Origin of the sequence: Curtobacterium sp. UNCCL17, from assembly GCF_000686685.1 — a bacterium.
GTDB lineage: Bacteria > Actinomycetota > Actinomycetes > Actinomycetales > Microbacteriaceae > Curtobacterium > Curtobacterium flaccumfaciens.
Genome location: NZ_KK366002.1, coordinates 80,685 through 94,862, shown reverse-complemented (window position 1 = coordinate 94,862; position 14,178 = coordinate 80,685). Strand labels below are relative to the sequence as shown.

The following is a 14,178-nucleotide window of genomic DNA, read 5'->3' as shown; positions in this document are numbered from 1 at the left end:
GCTCTCGGGGGAGTGCGCTGGTTACGCGCTGACGACGGCCTTGTCGTCGAGGCGGTCGCCCGACTCGGTGTCGAAGGCGTGGACGTGGCCCTGCTTCGGCGTGATGACGATCGTGTCACCGATCGACGGGTGCGCACGACCGTCGACACGGGCGACGATGTCGGCGCGCTGGCCGTTCACGTCGGCGTGACCGTAGAGGTAGCCGTCGGCGCCGAGCTCCTCGACGACGTCGACCGTGACGGGCAGGCCCTCGCCGGACTGCGAGACGATGACGTCCTCGGGGCGGATGCCGACCGTGATCTGTGCGGCACGGGCGTTCGACAGGGTGTCGCGGTCGATCGCGTGGTTGAGCGTGCCGAACCTGATGCCGCCCTCGATGACGTCGGCGGGCAGCAGGTTCATGGCCGGCGAACCGATGAAGCCGGCGACGAACACGTTGTTCGGCTTCTCGTACAGGTCGCGCGGGGTGCCGACCTGCTGCAGGATGCCGTCCTTGAGCACCGCGATGCGGTCACCCATGGTGAGGGCCTCGGTCTGGTCGTGCGTGACGTAGACCGTGGTGACGCCGAGACGACGCTGCAGCGACGCGATCTGCGTGCGGGTCTGGACGCGGAGCTTGGCGTCGAGGTTCGACAGCGGCTCGTCCATGAGGAACACCTGCGGCTGACGGACGATCGCACGGCCCATCGCGACGCGCTGACGCTGACCACCGGAGAGCGCCTTCGGCTTGCGGCCGAGGTAGTCCTCGAGGTCGAGGAGCTTGGCGGCTTCCTGCACGCGGGTGGCGCGCTCTTCCTTGCCGACGCCGGCGATCTTGAGCGCGAAGCCCATGTTCTCGGCGACGGTCATGTGCGGGTACAGCGCGTAGTTCTGGAACACCATCGCGATGTCGCGGTCCTTCGGCGGGACGTCCGTGACGTCGCGGTCGCCGATGCGGATCTGACCGGAGTTGACCTCTTCGAGGCCGGCCAGCATGCGGAGCGAGGTGGACTTGCCGCAGCCCGAGGGGCCGACGAGGACGAGGAACTCGCCGTCGGCGACGTCCAGGTCGAGGGAGTCGACCGCGGGACGGTTGCCTCCGGGGTAGAGACGGGTTGCCTTGTCATAGGTGACGGACGCCATGAGCGTTCGGTCCTTCCTTCACCGGCAGGTACGTGCCGGACGATCCGAGTGAAGCGGTGTGCCCGTACGGGCCCCGGACAGTCGCCGTCGACTGTCGAGGTTCATACAACACGAGTTCACCCGGGTGCGCCAGTGTTTTCCCCCTTGGTCGGCGGCTTCCCAGAGCGCCCCACTACAATCGCCGGGTCCGTCCGCCGAGCAGGGGAACGCCGAGCGGACACCGATCAGGAGGACGACGCACCGATGAACAACCGCCCCGAGGGTGCCGCCCGCGCCGCGCGGAACGAGCGCCGTGAAGCCGCCCGCCAGCGAGCCCAGCGTGCCCGGACCCAGCAGAAGCGACGCCAGCGTGGTGTCCGGCTCGGCCTGCAGATCGGGCTCGGGGTCGTGCTCCTCGCCGCCGCGACGATCGTCACGCTCGTGCTGGTCGACTCCGTGAAGCCCGCCGGCCCCGGCCCGTCGACCATGTCGCAGGGCGGGATCACCATCGGGCAGGGTCTGAAGCCCGTCGCGGCGTCCGCGTCCGGATCGGCCTCCGCGTCGCCGAGCAGTGCCGCGACCGACGGCGCCGGCACCGTCCGGATCACCCTGTACGTCGACTACCTCTGCCCGGGCTGCGGCCAGTTCGAGCGGGCGAACGGCGACTACATCAAGGACCTCGTCGACTCCGGTGCGGCCACGGTCGACATCCACCCCGTCGCGATCCTGTCGAACCGCTCGCAGGGCACGAAGTACTCCCTCCGCGCCGCGAACGCCGCCGCCTGCGTGGCCGAGCACTCCCCGAACCAGTTCTACGCGGTGAACCAGGCGCTCTTCGCGAAGCAGCCGGACGAGGGCACCGCGGGCCTGACGGACGCTGAGCTCACCGACGTCGTCACGGGTGTGCAGGGGCTGCAGGAACGCAGCGCCGTCCGGAGCTGCATCGCCGACCAGGACTACGCCAAGTGGGTGGACGAGCAGACGACGGCGGTGTCCGGGGGCACCATCCCCGGCTCGACGCTCAAGGAGTTCCCCGGCACCCCGCTCGTGCTCGTGAACGGGCAGCGCTACGAGCTGACTTCCCCGGTCACGAACGACGACTTCCGCACCTTCGTGGTGACGGCCGCCGGGGCGACCGACGCGACCCCGACGCCCACGCCCAGCGCGACCCCGTCTGCCACGCCGACCAAGCGCTGACAGCCGGACGAGCGCTGACGTCTGGACGAGCGCTGACGTCTGGACGAGCGCTGACGCGCTGACCACGGACGGGAGGCCCGGTGCCAGCTGGCACCGGGCCTCCCGTCCGTCACCGGTGCGGCTACAGGGCCGAACCCGGGATGCTCAGGGTGTCGCAGCTCGTCGCGCCCTGCTGGTAGCCCCGCAGGAACCAGCGCTGTCGCTGCTCGCTCGACCCGTGCGTGAACGAGTCCGGGTCGACGCGGCCGGTCGCACGCTCCTGGATGCTGTCGTCGCCCACGGCGCTCGCCGCCGACAGGGCGTCGGTGATCTGGGAGCGGGTGATCGGTTCGAAGAAGGTCTCGCCGTTCGCGTCCTTCGTCGTGGCGGCGTCGCCGACCCAGGCCCCGGCGTAGCAGTCCGCCTGCAGCTCGACGCGGACACTGCCCGACGACGCACCCGTGCCGGAGCGGTCGGTGTTCGCGAACGACCCCTGCAGCTGCTGCACGTGGTGGCCCCACTCGTGTGCGACGACGTACATCTGCGCGAGCGGACCGCCGGACGAGCCGTACTGCGACTGCAGGTCGTCGTAGAACGCGGTGTCCAGGAAGATCGCACGGTCCGGCGGGCAGTAGAACGGGCCGGTCGCGGCCGAGGCCTGCCCGCACGAGGTGTCGGTGGAGTCCTGGAACAGGAAGAAGTCCGGTGACGTGTACGAGATGCCGAGCGACCGCGCCTCGGAGGTCCAGTAGGCGTCGAGCGACTCGGCCGCGCCCTCCATCCGGCACTCGACGCGCAGGTTGGCGTCGCGCCCGGTCCGGCACTCGGGGGCGGCGTCGGGTGACTCACCCTCCTGCTGGATGGTCGTCAGGCCGTTGCCGCCGCCGACGATCCCGCTCAGGTCGAAGCCGGTGAACTGCGCGATCACGAACACCACGATGGCGGTGAGGCCCACGGCGCCTCCGCCGATCGCCGTGGTGCGACCCCGCCGCTTGACCTTGCCGCCCCGGAGTCGGGAGTCGTCGTTGAACGTCATGATCCCGAACCTACCGATCAGCACCTCCCGATCAGTGGCCCCGCGTACCGTCGGCGGCGTCGGCCACCCCGACACCCGTCGTACACCTGTCGTACAACCGGAAGGAACCGCACAATGGCCACTCCCATCAGCACCGTGATGAGCCCCGCCCGCTACGTCCAGGGCAAGGACGCGATCACCCGCGTCGGCGAGTTCATCGCCCCGATCGGCAAGCGGCCCCTGATCGTCGCCGACGACGTGGTCTGGGGCATCGTCGAGACCGCCGTCACCGAGAGCTTCCGGTCCGCCGACCTGGCCGTGGAGCGTGTCGGGTTCGGCCGCTTCGCCACCCCCGAGGCCGTCGACGAGCTCGTCGAGCAGATCCGTGCGACGGACGCCGACGTCATCGTGGGGCTCGGCGGCGGCTCCGCGATCGACGCCGCGAAGGCCGCTGGGCACCTCGCCGGCATCCGGTGGGCCAGCGTGCCGACGGCCGCGTCCACCGACGCCCCGACCTCGGCGCTCGCCGTCATCTACACCGCCGAGGGCGAGTTCATCGAGTACCGCTTCTTCCCGCACAACCCGGACCTGGTGCTCATCGACACCAGGCTCGTCGCCAACGCGCCGGTGCAGTTCCTGGTCGCGGGCATCGGCGACGCGCTGGCGACCTGGGTCGAGGCCCGTGCCGCGAAGCGCGCCAACGCCGACACCATGGCCGGCGGTCTGCAGACCCAGACCGGCGTCGCGCTCGCCGAGCTGTCGTGGAGGCTCCTGCACGAGAACGCCCTGCAGGCCATCGAGGCCGTCAAGGCCAAGGTCGTCACCCCGGCGCTCGAGAAGGTCGTCGAGGCGAACACCCTGCTGTCGGGCCTGGGCTTCGAGTCCGGTGGGCTCGCCGCCGCCCACGCGATCCACAACGGGCTGACCGCGGCTCCGCAGGCGCACGGCCTGGCGCACGGGCAGAAGGTGAACATCGGGACGATCGCCCAGCTGGTGCTCGAGGGTGCCCCGGCCGAGGAGATCGAGGACTTCGTCGTCTTCACCACGAAGGTCGGCCTGCCGAACACCCTGACCGAGATCGGCCTGACGGTGGACGACCGTGACGTGCTGCGCGCCGTGGCCGAGGCCGCGACGGTGGAGGGCGAGACCATCCACAACATGCCGTTCCCGGTGACGCCGGAGCTCGTGGTCGACGCCTTGGTCGCCATCGAGGGCATCGCGCGCAGCATCCGCGCCGAGCACGGTCTGCCGGAGCCCGTGCTGTACGAGCACCACTGACGGGCGAGGGGTCAGGTGCGGATCAGCGGCTCCGTCGTCGCCAGGTCCGCGCCGATCCCGACGTCGACGAGTTCGATCCGCCCGGCGAGGGTGGCAGCGGGTCCGGTCAGCAGGCCGGCCTTCACACCGCCGAAGGTGACGGTGACGTCGGCGTGCAGGACGTGGTCGTCCGCGACCCCGCCGGTGTCCACGTCGATGCCGCTCGGCACGTCCACCGCGACGACGAACGGCGCACGCTGGTCGCGGGCGAGCTCACGGATGGCGTCCACGACCTCGCGTGCGGGGGACCGCAGCGCGTTCGCGCCCCGTGCTCCGATGCCGAGGATGCCGTCGAGCACCAGGTCGGCCTCGAGCGCCGCCTCGGTCGCGACGTCCGCCAGGTGTTCGCCGTCGCTCCGGCCGGCGGCTCGCAGGATGTCGGCCGCTCCGCCCGCCTTCGGTCCCGAGGCGCCGGACGGGCCGTCGAGCAGACGGGCGCCGGCGTCCAGCGCCGCTGCCAAGCCGGCCTCGTGGACACGGGAGCCGACGCGCAGGACCGCCACGTGCCTCCCGGCCGCTGCCAGGCGAGCGCCCGCGAACAGGGCGTCACCGCCGTTGTCGCCGCTGCCGGCGAGCACGAGGACGGATCCCGGCCCGTCGACCGGCCGCACGGCCGGGTCGTCCAGCAGGTCGCCGACGATGCGCGCGAGCCCGTCGGCGGCGCGCTGCATCAGGGGTTCCCCCGCGTCGAGGTGGGGGCGCTCCGCCGCCCGGATCTGATCGCCGCCGTAGCCGTCCATGGCCACCACACTGCCCCGATACGCTTGAGAGGACATGTCACTCGTCCCCGAAGCGCCCCGCCCCCGGTTCGTGATGTCGCCCGACGGGCTGCGACTCGCGACCTACGACTTCGGCGACCCCGACGCCCCGGCCGTCATCGCGGTGCACGGCTTCGCGTCCGGTGCGGTGCTCAACTGGCACGCCTCGGGCTGGACGCGGCACCTGGTCCGTGCCGGGTACCGGGTCCTGGCGCTCGACCAGCGCGGGCACGGCGCGAGCGCGAAGCCGCACGACCCGGGTGCCTACTCGATGGACCTGCTCGTCGCCGACGTCACCACGGTCATCGACACGTACCTGCTCGACGACGTCGCGTTCCTCGGCTACTCGCTCGGCGCACGGGTCGGCTGGCACACCGCCGAGCGGCTGCCGGGCCGGATCTCGCGCGCGGTGTTCGGCGGGATCCCGGACGCCGACCCGATGCGTCGCGTCCGCGTCGACCAGGCGAAGGCGTACATCGCCGACGGCACCCCGATCAAGGACCGCGTCACCAACGGCTACCTGACGATGGCGGGCAACGTCGAGGGCAACGACCTCGGCGCGCTCGTGGCCATGGTCGAGGGGATGCGGAACAGCATCGAGCCGACCCCGGAGAACGCCCCGGCGCAGCCGCTCCTGATCGCCGCGGGCAGCGAGGACGGCATCCGCGACAGCGCGGTCCGGCTCGCCGAGGCCGCGCCGGACGCCACCTTCTTCGAGATCCCGGGGCGCAACCACTTCAACGCCCCGACCTCGCGGCCGTTCCGCGAAGCGGCGCTGCGCTTCCTGTCCGCCCCGCGCTGAGGGGTACTCGTGGGTCCCCTCGGTCGGACGGCACCGGGCGTACCGTCCCCGCCATGGACTACAGACTCCTCGGCAACAGCGGGACATCGGTGTCGACGCTGACCCTCGGCACCATGACGTTCGGCAGCGAAGCCGACGAACCCACCTCACACGCCATCCTCGACGCCTTCGTGGCCGCCGGTGGCACGCTCGTCGACACGGCGGACGTCTACTCCGGCAACGAGTCCGAGCGGATCATCGGCCGCTGGCTCGCAGCACACCCCACCGAGGCCGCGCAGGTCGTCCTCGCCACCAAGGGCCGGTTCCCGCAGGGCGACGGCCCGAACGACCTCGGCCTGTCCCGACGACACCTGCGCGTGGCCCTCGACGCCTCGCTCGAGCGGCTCGGCGTCGACCACATCGACCTGTACCAGATGCACGCGTGGGACGCCCTGACCCCCATCGACGAGACCCTGCGGTTCCTCGACGACGCCGTGTCCGCCGGCAAGATCGGCTCCTACGGGTTCTCGAACTACCTCGGCTACCAGGTCACCAAGGCCGTCTACGAGGCGAAGGCCCACGGCTGGGCACCGCCCGTCACCCTGCAGCCGCAGTACAACCTGCTCGTCCGCGACATCGAGCACGAGGTCGTGCCCGCCTGCCTCGACGCCGGCATCGGCCTGCTGCCCTGGTCGCCGCTGGCCGGCGGCTGGCTCTCCGGCAAGTACCAGCGCGACGAGGCCCCGACCGGCGCCACCCGCCTGGGCGAGAACCCGCAGCGCGGCATGGAGGCGTGGGAAGCCCGCAACGGTGACGAGCGCACGTGGGAGGTGCTCGACGCCGTCTCCGAGGTGGCCGACGCCCACGACGCCTCGAAGTCGCAGGTCGCACTCGCCTGGCTGCTGGCCCGGCCCGCGGTCACGAGCGTGATCCTGGGCGTCCGCACCCTGTCGCAGCTCGAGGACAACCTCGGTGCCGCGGACCTGGTGCTCACCGACGGCGAGCTCGACCGGCTGACCGACGCCAGCGCTCCCCGCATCGACGACTACCCCTACGGCACGGCCGGCGTCGCGCAGCGGGAGCGGAAGATCACCGGCGGGCGCTGAGCTGGCGGACGCTGAGCTGGCGGACGCTGAGCGGACAGGACCGCTGCGCGTTCGTGCACATCGTGCGGATTTCCGCGGATGTGGGGTCCGGGTGTGGACGTGCGGGTCGGTGAGGTGTCATCCTCGTCGCACGACCGGCTGGTTACCGCGTCCAGCGCCCGGAACGCCCCCTGATCCGCGTTCCGTGTGCCGATGCCCCGGGCGAGACTTCGCCCGGGGCATCGCTTCGTCTGGGGCCGGCAGCGGGACTTGAACCCGCAACCCCCGTATTACAAGTACGGTGCGCTACCAATTGCGCCATGCCGGCTGACGCCGCTCATCCTACCGGTGAGGGCGTCCGGGGCTCACTCGCCCGACTTCTCCGAGAAGTTCAGCGAGATCGAGTTCATGCAGTACCGGTCACCCGTGGGGGTGCCGAACCCGTCCGGGAACACGTGGCCCAGGTGCGAACCGCAGTTCGCGCACCGGACCTCGGTGCGGGCCATGCCGAGGGAGTTGTCCTCGATGAGCTGCACGGCGTCCGGGTTCACCGACTCGTAGAACGACGGCCAGCCGCAGCCGGAGTCGAACTTCGTGCCGCTCTTGAACAGCTCCGCGTTGCAGGCCGCACAGGTGTAGACGCCGGCGCGCTCCTCGTCGAGGAGTTCACCCGTCCACGGTCGTTCGGTCCCCGCCTGGCGGAGGACGGCGTACTGGTCCGGGGAGAGCTCCTCGCGCCACTGGGCGTCGGACTTGTCGACGTTGTATGCCATTGGTTCCTCCTGCTTCCGGCCGGGCTCTTCCGGGCACTCCCGACCACTTCACTAAACTCGCCACGATGTCCGAGCATTCCGTGCACCACGCCCGCTGGACCCGTCTGACGACGGACGAACTGTACGGCATCGTCGTCGTGCGCAACCGCGTGTTCGCGCTCGAGCAGCGGGTCACCGCCGAGGACTTCGACGGCCGTGACCGCGAGCCCGACACCGAGCACTGGTGGTTCGGCACGGACACCGATGCGGTTGGGTACCTGCGGCTCATCCGTCCGGCGGCCGACGAGGTCCACCCCGACGGCGCGGAGCCACCGGCGTGGGTGATCGGCCGGGTCGCGACCGACCCCGGACACCGTGGGCAGGGGATCGCCGGCCGGCTCGTCGCCGCCGTCCTCGACGAACACGGGCACGACCCGTTCGTCCTGCACGCCCAGGAGTACGTCGCCGCCCTGTACGAGCGGTACGGCTTCGTGCGGTTCGGGGAACCGTACGACGAGGCCGGCATCCGCCACGTCGGCATGCACCGGCCCGGGCGCTGATGGACACCCGCGCCCGGTACGACGCCTACGCCGACCGCGTCCAGGCCGTCTCGCCGGCGTACGCCGCCTGGGCACGGTCGCTCGACGACTCCCTCGTCGCGCTCCTCGCCGAGGTCCCCGAGCAGCAGCGGCAGCCGGAACTGTTCTTCGCGGTCGCGCGGCGGCTGGGCGCGGACCCGTCGGACCCTGGTGCGCTGCGCGCGCTCGGCCTGGAGGCCCGCCCCGCGCTGATCACGGCCCTCGCCTCCGCCACGGTGCAGGCCAACGACCCGCAACGGCTCGCACCGGTCATCCCGCTGTTCGCGGCGCTCGCCGAAGGGTCCGCGCGTCCGCTCGGCCTGGTCGACGCCGGTGCCGCCGCCGGGCTGTGCTCGATCCCGGACCGGGTGACCCTGGACTACCGGGTCGGTTCCGGGGCCGCGGTCCTCCGGATGCACACGGCGGTCGCCGATCCCTCGGTCCGGCTGGTGGCGAACACCTCCGGGGCCGTTCCCACACCCGCGACCGTCCCGATCAGGGTCGGCGCCCGGGTGGCGCTCGACCCGAACCCGATCGACCTGTCGGTCCCCGGTGCGTTCGACCGGCTGGTCGAGGCCGTCCCGCCCGAGGCGTCGGACCGGACCGCCCTGATGCGTCAGGCTGCGCGCGCGACGCTCACCGTGCCTCCAGACCGGCTCGTCGGCGCCGTGCCCGGCGACCTCGACCGTGCACTGGACGCCCTGCCGGACGACGTCGAACCGGTCGTCCTGACCACCGGGACCCTGGTCTACGTGCCGGGTGCGGACCGGCAGCGGTTCGTGGACCGGATCCGTGCGCGGGGCGTGCACTGGATCGCCCTCGAACGCACCGGGATCCTGCGCGGGGTGGCGGCGACGCTGCCCGACGACGTCGACGCGGCCGACCCTGACGCCTTCGCGACGGTCTCGCTCGACGGCGTCGCGGTCGCCGTCTCCGACCCGTTCGGCACGCGTGTGCGCTGGTTCCGTGCGCCGAACCTGTGACCGGTGTTCGCGACAGTCCAGCGCCGTACCAGGGTCCGGATCGACTCCACCCCTACGATGTGCGAGACCCGTTACCCGATACGTGATCGGAACCGCCGTGACCAGCCCCACCGACGAACGCAGCGTCGACCAGCGCAGCGCTGATCAGCTCGGTGCCGACCAGCTCGGTGCTGACCAGCTCAGTGAGCTCGCGAAGCACGTGCTGTCGTTCGAGCAGGACCGGGCACGGCACGACCGCACGAAGGAAGCGGAGATCCGGGTGGAGTTCGAGATGTCGGCGGCGCGCTACTACCAGGTGCTGAACCGCGTGATCGACTCACCCGCGGCACTCGCGTACGACCCGCAGCTCGTGACCCGGCTGCAGCGGCTCCGTCACGCGCGCACCAGCGCCCGGGCGACGCGCAGCTTCGTCGCGCCCGGTGCAGCTCCCGAAGGACGTGAAGAGGAACGATGAGCACGAGATTCCCCCGAGACCGGTTCGACGACGTCGCCGACGGCCCGCGGGTCGGTGCGCACCGCGGGGCACAGCGTCGCGGGCGTGGCTGGATCGTCTTCGCCTGGGCGGCGCTCGCCACCGGCGTGCTCGTCGGCGTCGCGGTGCTCGCCCTCGCGGTGCTGAACGGCAGCTACTCCTTCAACGGATCCGATTCGCCCTCCACGTCCACGTCGACGTCCGCGACGGCGAAGCCCTCGGCGACGTCGAAGCCGTCCGCGTCCTCGTCCGCCGGGTCCGGTTCGGCCGGGGCGGGCAGCGCCGCGGCCGCGACGCCGGCACAGCAGGGCACCACCACCGTCGTCGTGCTGAACGGCACGACCACCACGGGCCTCGCCAGCCGGGCGAGTGCGGCGCTGACCGGCGCCGGCTGGCAGGTCGCCTCCACCGGAGACGCCGGCACGACGGGCTCCACGTCGACGATCGTCTACTACCAGCAGGCGTCGCAGGCGGCGGTCGCGCAGGGCATCGCGAAGCAGCTCGGCGTCACGGCCGTGCAGCAGTCCGCGGCGTTCCCGAACGCCGACGTGAGCGTCGTCCTCGGCGCCGACTACACCGGCTGATCCCGGTTCCACCGCGTTATTCGCGCATTGTGTGACGGCTGTGTTTCGGGCACGTTGATTTCTGACGGAATCGACGTGAAACAACGTCACACCTCTTGCCTGATCGGACCGGTTCGGTCAGAGTCCCATGCAGACGACGATCACGTCGTTCCGCACTGCAGTACCAGGGAGCAAGAGATCATGGCCAACGGAACCGTGAAGTGGTTCAACGCTGAAAAGGGCTTCGGCTTCATCACCGTGGATGGAGGGGGCCAGGACGTGTTCGTGCACTACTCGGCCATCGACATGTCGGGTTACAAGGTCCTCGAGGAGGGCCAGGCCGTCGTGTTCGACGTCGGCACCGGGTCGAAGGGCCCGCAGGCAGAGTCCGTCCGCCCCGCCTGAGCACGACCACTTCCAGAACGCGCCGTCCCGTCAGGGGCGGCGCGTTCGTCGTGTGCGGGGACGGTGACCGGTGCCGGGAGCGTGACCGCGGTGGTGGTGCGGGGTCCGCCGGACGCGACGTGTCCTGGGAAGTCGTCACGAGCCTCCCGACTGTGTTGCACTCACACCCGGCGAGTGCCAGAATCGGCGTTGGCACTCGCTCACGCTGAGTGCCAGCACGACCCCCAAGACGACGTCCGGGAGGGACGAAAAACCACATGGCTAAGATCATTGCTTTCGACGAGGAGGCCCGCCGTGGCCTCGAGCGCGGCCTGAACCAGCTGGCCGACGCCGTGAAGGTGACGCTCGGCCCGCGCGGCCGCAACGTCGTCCTCGAGAAGAAGTGGGGCGCCCCCACGATCACGAACGACGGTGTCTCCATCGCCAAGGAGATCGAGCTCGACGACCCGTACGAGAAGATCGGTGCGGAGCTCGTCAAGGAGGTCGCCAAGAAGACCGACGACGTCGCCGGTGACGGAACGACCACCGCGACCGTCCTCGCCCAGGCGCTCGTCCGCGAAGGCCTCCGCAACGTCGCCGCCGGTGCCGACCCCGTGTCGCTCAAGCGCGGCATCGAGAAGGCCGTCGCCGCCGTCTCCGACCAGCTCCTCGCCAACGCGAAGGACATCGAGACCAAGGACCAGATCGCCGCGACCGCGTCGATCTCGGCCGCTGACCCGACCATCGGCGCGCTCATCGCCGAGGCCATCGACAAGGTCGGCAAGGAAGGCGTCGTCACCGTCGAGGAGTCGAACACCTTCGGCACCGAGCTCGAGCTCACCGAGGGCATGCGCTTCGACAAGGGCTACCTGTCGCAGTACTTCGTCACCGACCCCGAGCGTCAGGAAGCCGTCTTCGAGGACGCCTACATCCTGATCGTCAACTCGAAGATCTCGAACATCAAGGACCTCCTGCCGGTCGTCGACAAGGTGATCCAGGCGGGCAAGCAGCTCCTGATCATCGCCGAGGACGTCGACGGCGAGGCCCTGGCCACGCTCGTCGTGAACAAGATCCGCGGCATCTTCAAGTCCGTCGCCGTCAAGGCCCCGGGCTTCGGCGACCGCCGCAAGGCCATGCTGCAGGACATCGCGATCCTCACCGGCGGCCAGGTCATCTCGGAAGAGGTCGGCCTCAAGCTCGAGAACGCGACGCTCGACCTGCTCGGTCGTGCCCGCAAGGTCGTCATCACCAAGGACGAGACCACGATCGTCGAGGGTGCCGGCGACGCCGAGCAGATCGCCGGCCGTGTCCGCCAGATCCGTGCCGAGATCGAGGCGACCGACTCCGACTACGACCGCGAGAAGCTCCAGGAGCGCCTCGCGAAGCTCGCCGGTGGCGTCGCCGTCATCAAGGCGGGTGCCGCGACCGAGGTCGAGCTCAAGGAGCGCAAGCACCGCATCGAGGACGCCGTCCGCAACGCGAAGGCTGCCGTCGAAGAGGGCATCGTCGCCGGTGGTGGCGTCGCCCTCATCCAGGCCGGTGCCGTCGCACTCGAGGCCCTCGAGCTCGAGGGTGACGAGGCGACCGGTGCGAACATCGTCCGCGTGGCCATCGACGCGCCGCTCAAGCAGATCGCGCTGAACGCCGGTCTCGAGCCGGGTGTCGTCGCCGCCAAGGTCCGCGAGCTCGAGTCGGGTTGGGGCCTCAACGCCGCGACCGGCGAGTACGTCGACCTGATCGCTGCCGGCATCATCGACCCCGCCAAGGTCACGCGTTCGGCGCTGCAGAACGCTGCGTCGATCGCCGGTCTGTTCCTGACCACCGAGGTCGTCGTCGCCGAGAAGCCCGAGCGCACCCCTGCCGCTCCGGCTGGCGACCCGACGGGTGGCATGGACTTCTAAGTCCGTCTGACGGAAGGGCCCCGCACGCTGCGCGTGTGGGGCCCTTCCGTGTGTGTGGGGGCGGGGGCCTTCCGCGTGTGCGGTGGCGGGGCCCGGGCGGGCGGTCACAACACCCCGCTCAGGTCCGCCGAGCGGTCACGAACCGTCGGCTCGGCCCGTTCCAGTCGACACATCGTGACCGTCCGGCGGCGCGGGAGCGGGGAGTCGTGACCGGCTCGTGCGTGCGGCCTGCGCGTGTCCGCGGGTCGTCTCTCCCACACAGGAGGCCCGGCTCACCTCGTTCTCCACAGGTTGCGAGTGACCGTGGCCGGCCCACGTGCCCCGCAACGACCATGACGGCATGTCAGCTGCCCGTCGCCTCCCTGCTCCGTTCGACCGCACCACCTTCCGCGTGGCAGATGCGGTCGGTCACGGCATCGATCCGGAACGACTCCGGCGCACCGACCTGGCAGCCCCGGTCCACGGTGTGCGTGCTCCGATCGACTCGGTGGACTTCATCGGCGCCGTCACCCTGGTCATGCGTCCCGACCAGTTCTTCAGCCACACGACGGCCGCCGCGATCTGGGGTGCGCCACTGCCGCAGTCGGTGCGCTCGGTCGGCCCGGTGCACGTCTCGACCGCGAGGGACGGGTGCCGGATGCGTCGGCCCGGCGTGGTCGCGCACCGGCTGGACCGGCCGAGGACCGTCGAACACCGCGGGTTCCCGGTCAGTGTCCCCGCGCAGATGTGGTTCGAGTGCGCCGGCGTGGTCGATCGGGACGCGCTGGTCGCAATCGGGGACCACCTCGTCGGACCAGCCGGGCTGGCGACGGCGGACGACCTCCGTGCGTCGATCCGCCCCGGCACACGCTTCGCGCTCGCTGCTCGGCGCGCGCTGGACCTCGTCCGGGCCGGGGTGGAGTCGCCGCAGGAGACCTGGCTCCGTCTGGCAGTGGTCGAAGCGGGGTTCCCCGAGCCGGAGCTGAACGTCGACGTGCACGATGGTGCGGGTCGGTTCCTCGGCCGCGTCGACATGGCGTGGTCGGAGTTCGGCATCGCGTTGGAGTACGACGGCGATCACCACCGCGAGCGCGACACCTTCCGACACGATCAACGACGGGACAACGGGTTCGTGGTGAACGACTGGCTCGTGATCCACGCGACGGCGTCGGACGCACACCGACCCGCGGTGGTGTTCGAGCGACTCCGCCAAGCGTTCGAGGTCCGAGCGGTCGGACGTCGTCGGCGGTCAGCGTGACGGCCGTGATCGCCACGCCGAAGTTCTGGTCGCTGGGCGGTCACGACATGTCGTCGGCTGTGCGCCGGTCGGTCA

The 14,178-nt window shown here is 70.9% G+C and carries 15 protein-coding genes and 1 tRNA gene; 11 read left to right on the top strand and 5 right to left on the bottom strand.

From position 1 onward, the window contains the following. Positions 1–21 precede the first annotated feature (21 nt). A complete protein-coding gene (locus BR70_RS0114255; RefSeq protein ID WP_027466605.1) occupies positions 22–1,122 on the bottom strand; it encodes an ABC transporter ATP-binding protein in 1,101 nt (366 codons plus the stop codon). Positions 1,123–1,365: 243 nt separating this feature from the next. On the opposite strand from BR70_RS0114255, the gene BR70_RS21140 reads away from it, so the two are divergent. Further along, positions 1,366–2,298, top strand: a complete 933-nt coding sequence (locus BR70_RS21140) for a DsbA family protein (RefSeq protein WP_035809232.1) — start codon at positions 1,366–1,368, stop codon at positions 2,296–2,298. A gap of 121 nt (positions 2,299–2,419) precedes the next feature. Here BR70_RS21140 and ypfJ read toward each other — a convergent pair whose 3' ends face one another. Then, the gene (gene ypfJ, locus BR70_RS0114245; protein WP_027466604.1) at positions 2,420–3,313 is read right to left on the bottom strand and encodes a KPN_02809 family neutral zinc metallopeptidase; all 894 of its coding nucleotides are present in this window, start codon (positions 3,311–3,313) and stop codon (positions 2,420–2,422) included. Positions 3,314–3,427: 114 nt separating this feature from the next. Between ypfJ and BR70_RS0114240 the strand changes: the two genes are divergently transcribed. Beyond that, complete coding sequence (locus BR70_RS0114240) at positions 3,428–4,570, top strand: glycerol dehydrogenase (protein ID WP_027466603.1); 1,143 nt, start codon at positions 3,428–3,430, stop codon at positions 4,568–4,570. Between the two features lie 11 nt (positions 4,571–4,581). Here BR70_RS0114240 and BR70_RS0114235 read toward each other — a convergent pair whose 3' ends face one another. After that, positions 4,582–5,385, bottom strand: a complete 804-nt coding sequence (locus BR70_RS0114235; RefSeq protein ID WP_027466602.1) for an NAD(P)H-hydrate epimerase — start codon at positions 5,383–5,385, stop codon at positions 4,582–4,584. On the opposite strand from BR70_RS0114235, the gene BR70_RS0114230 reads away from it, so the two are divergent. Beyond that, complete coding sequence (locus tag BR70_RS0114230; protein WP_027466601.1) at positions 5,384–6,169, top strand: alpha/beta fold hydrolase; 786 nt, start codon at positions 5,384–5,386, stop codon at positions 6,167–6,169. The genes BR70_RS0114235 and BR70_RS0114230 overlap by 2 nt on opposite strands. Positions 6,170–6,222: 53 nt before the next feature. Then, positions 6,223–7,254: an aldo/keto reductase gene (locus BR70_RS0114225; RefSeq protein WP_027466600.1), complete on the top strand. Its 1,032-nt coding sequence runs from the start codon at positions 6,223–6,225 to the stop codon at positions 7,252–7,254. 231 nt (positions 7,255–7,485) lie between these two features. Here the strand turns inward: BR70_RS0114225 and BR70_RS0114220 are convergent. Together BR70_RS0114220 and msrB are read right to left on the bottom strand one after the other, a co-directional pair. Further along, positions 7,486–7,561, bottom strand: a tRNA-Thr gene (locus tag BR70_RS0114220). Positions 7,562–7,598: 37 nt separating this feature from the next. Further along, a complete protein-coding gene (gene msrB / locus BR70_RS0114215) occupies positions 7,599–8,006 on the bottom strand; it encodes a peptide-methionine (R)-S-oxide reductase MsrB (RefSeq protein ID WP_027466599.1) in 408 nt (135 codons plus the stop codon). A 65-nt stretch (positions 8,007–8,071) separates the two neighbouring features. Between msrB and BR70_RS0114210 the strand changes: the two genes are divergently transcribed. From BR70_RS0114210 to BR70_RS21130, 7 genes are all read left to right on the top strand, one after another. Continuing rightward, a complete protein-coding gene (locus tag BR70_RS0114210; RefSeq protein WP_035809228.1) occupies positions 8,072–8,545 on the top strand; it encodes a GNAT family N-acetyltransferase in 474 nt (157 codons plus the stop codon). Continuing rightward, on the top strand, positions 8,545–9,546 hold the full coding sequence (locus BR70_RS0114205) for a DUF2332 family protein (RefSeq protein ID WP_027466597.1): 1,002 nt from the start codon (positions 8,545–8,547) through the stop codon (positions 9,544–9,546). The genes BR70_RS0114210 and BR70_RS0114205 overlap by 1 nt, the downstream gene beginning before the upstream one ends. Positions 9,547–9,643: 97 nt before the next feature. After that, positions 9,644–10,000 (top strand): DUF3263 domain-containing protein, encoded by a 357-nt coding sequence (locus tag BR70_RS21135; protein WP_051597083.1) that lies wholly within the window; start codon positions 9,644–9,646, stop codon positions 9,998–10,000. Then, complete coding sequence (locus tag BR70_RS0114195) at positions 9,997–10,602, top strand: LytR C-terminal domain-containing protein (protein WP_027466596.1); 606 nt, start codon at positions 9,997–9,999, stop codon at positions 10,600–10,602. Before BR70_RS21135 ends, BR70_RS0114195 begins: the two co-directional genes overlap by 4 nt. Positions 10,603–10,782: 180 nt before the next feature. After that, positions 10,783–10,986: a cold-shock protein gene (locus BR70_RS0114190; RefSeq protein WP_017888049.1), complete on the top strand. Its 204-nt coding sequence runs from the start codon at positions 10,783–10,785 to the stop codon at positions 10,984–10,986. A gap of 257 nt (positions 10,987–11,243) precedes the next feature. Beyond that, positions 11,244–12,866, top strand: coding sequence for a chaperonin GroEL (gene groL, locus BR70_RS0114185; protein ID WP_017888048.1), 1,623 nt, complete (start codon positions 11,244–11,246; stop codon positions 12,864–12,866). A gap of 340 nt (positions 12,867–13,206) precedes the next feature. Beyond that, complete coding sequence (locus BR70_RS21130; protein ID WP_051596971.1) at positions 13,207–14,103, top strand: hypothetical protein; 897 nt, start codon at positions 13,207–13,209, stop codon at positions 14,101–14,103. The last annotated feature ends 75 nt before the right edge of the window (positions 14,104–14,178 follow it).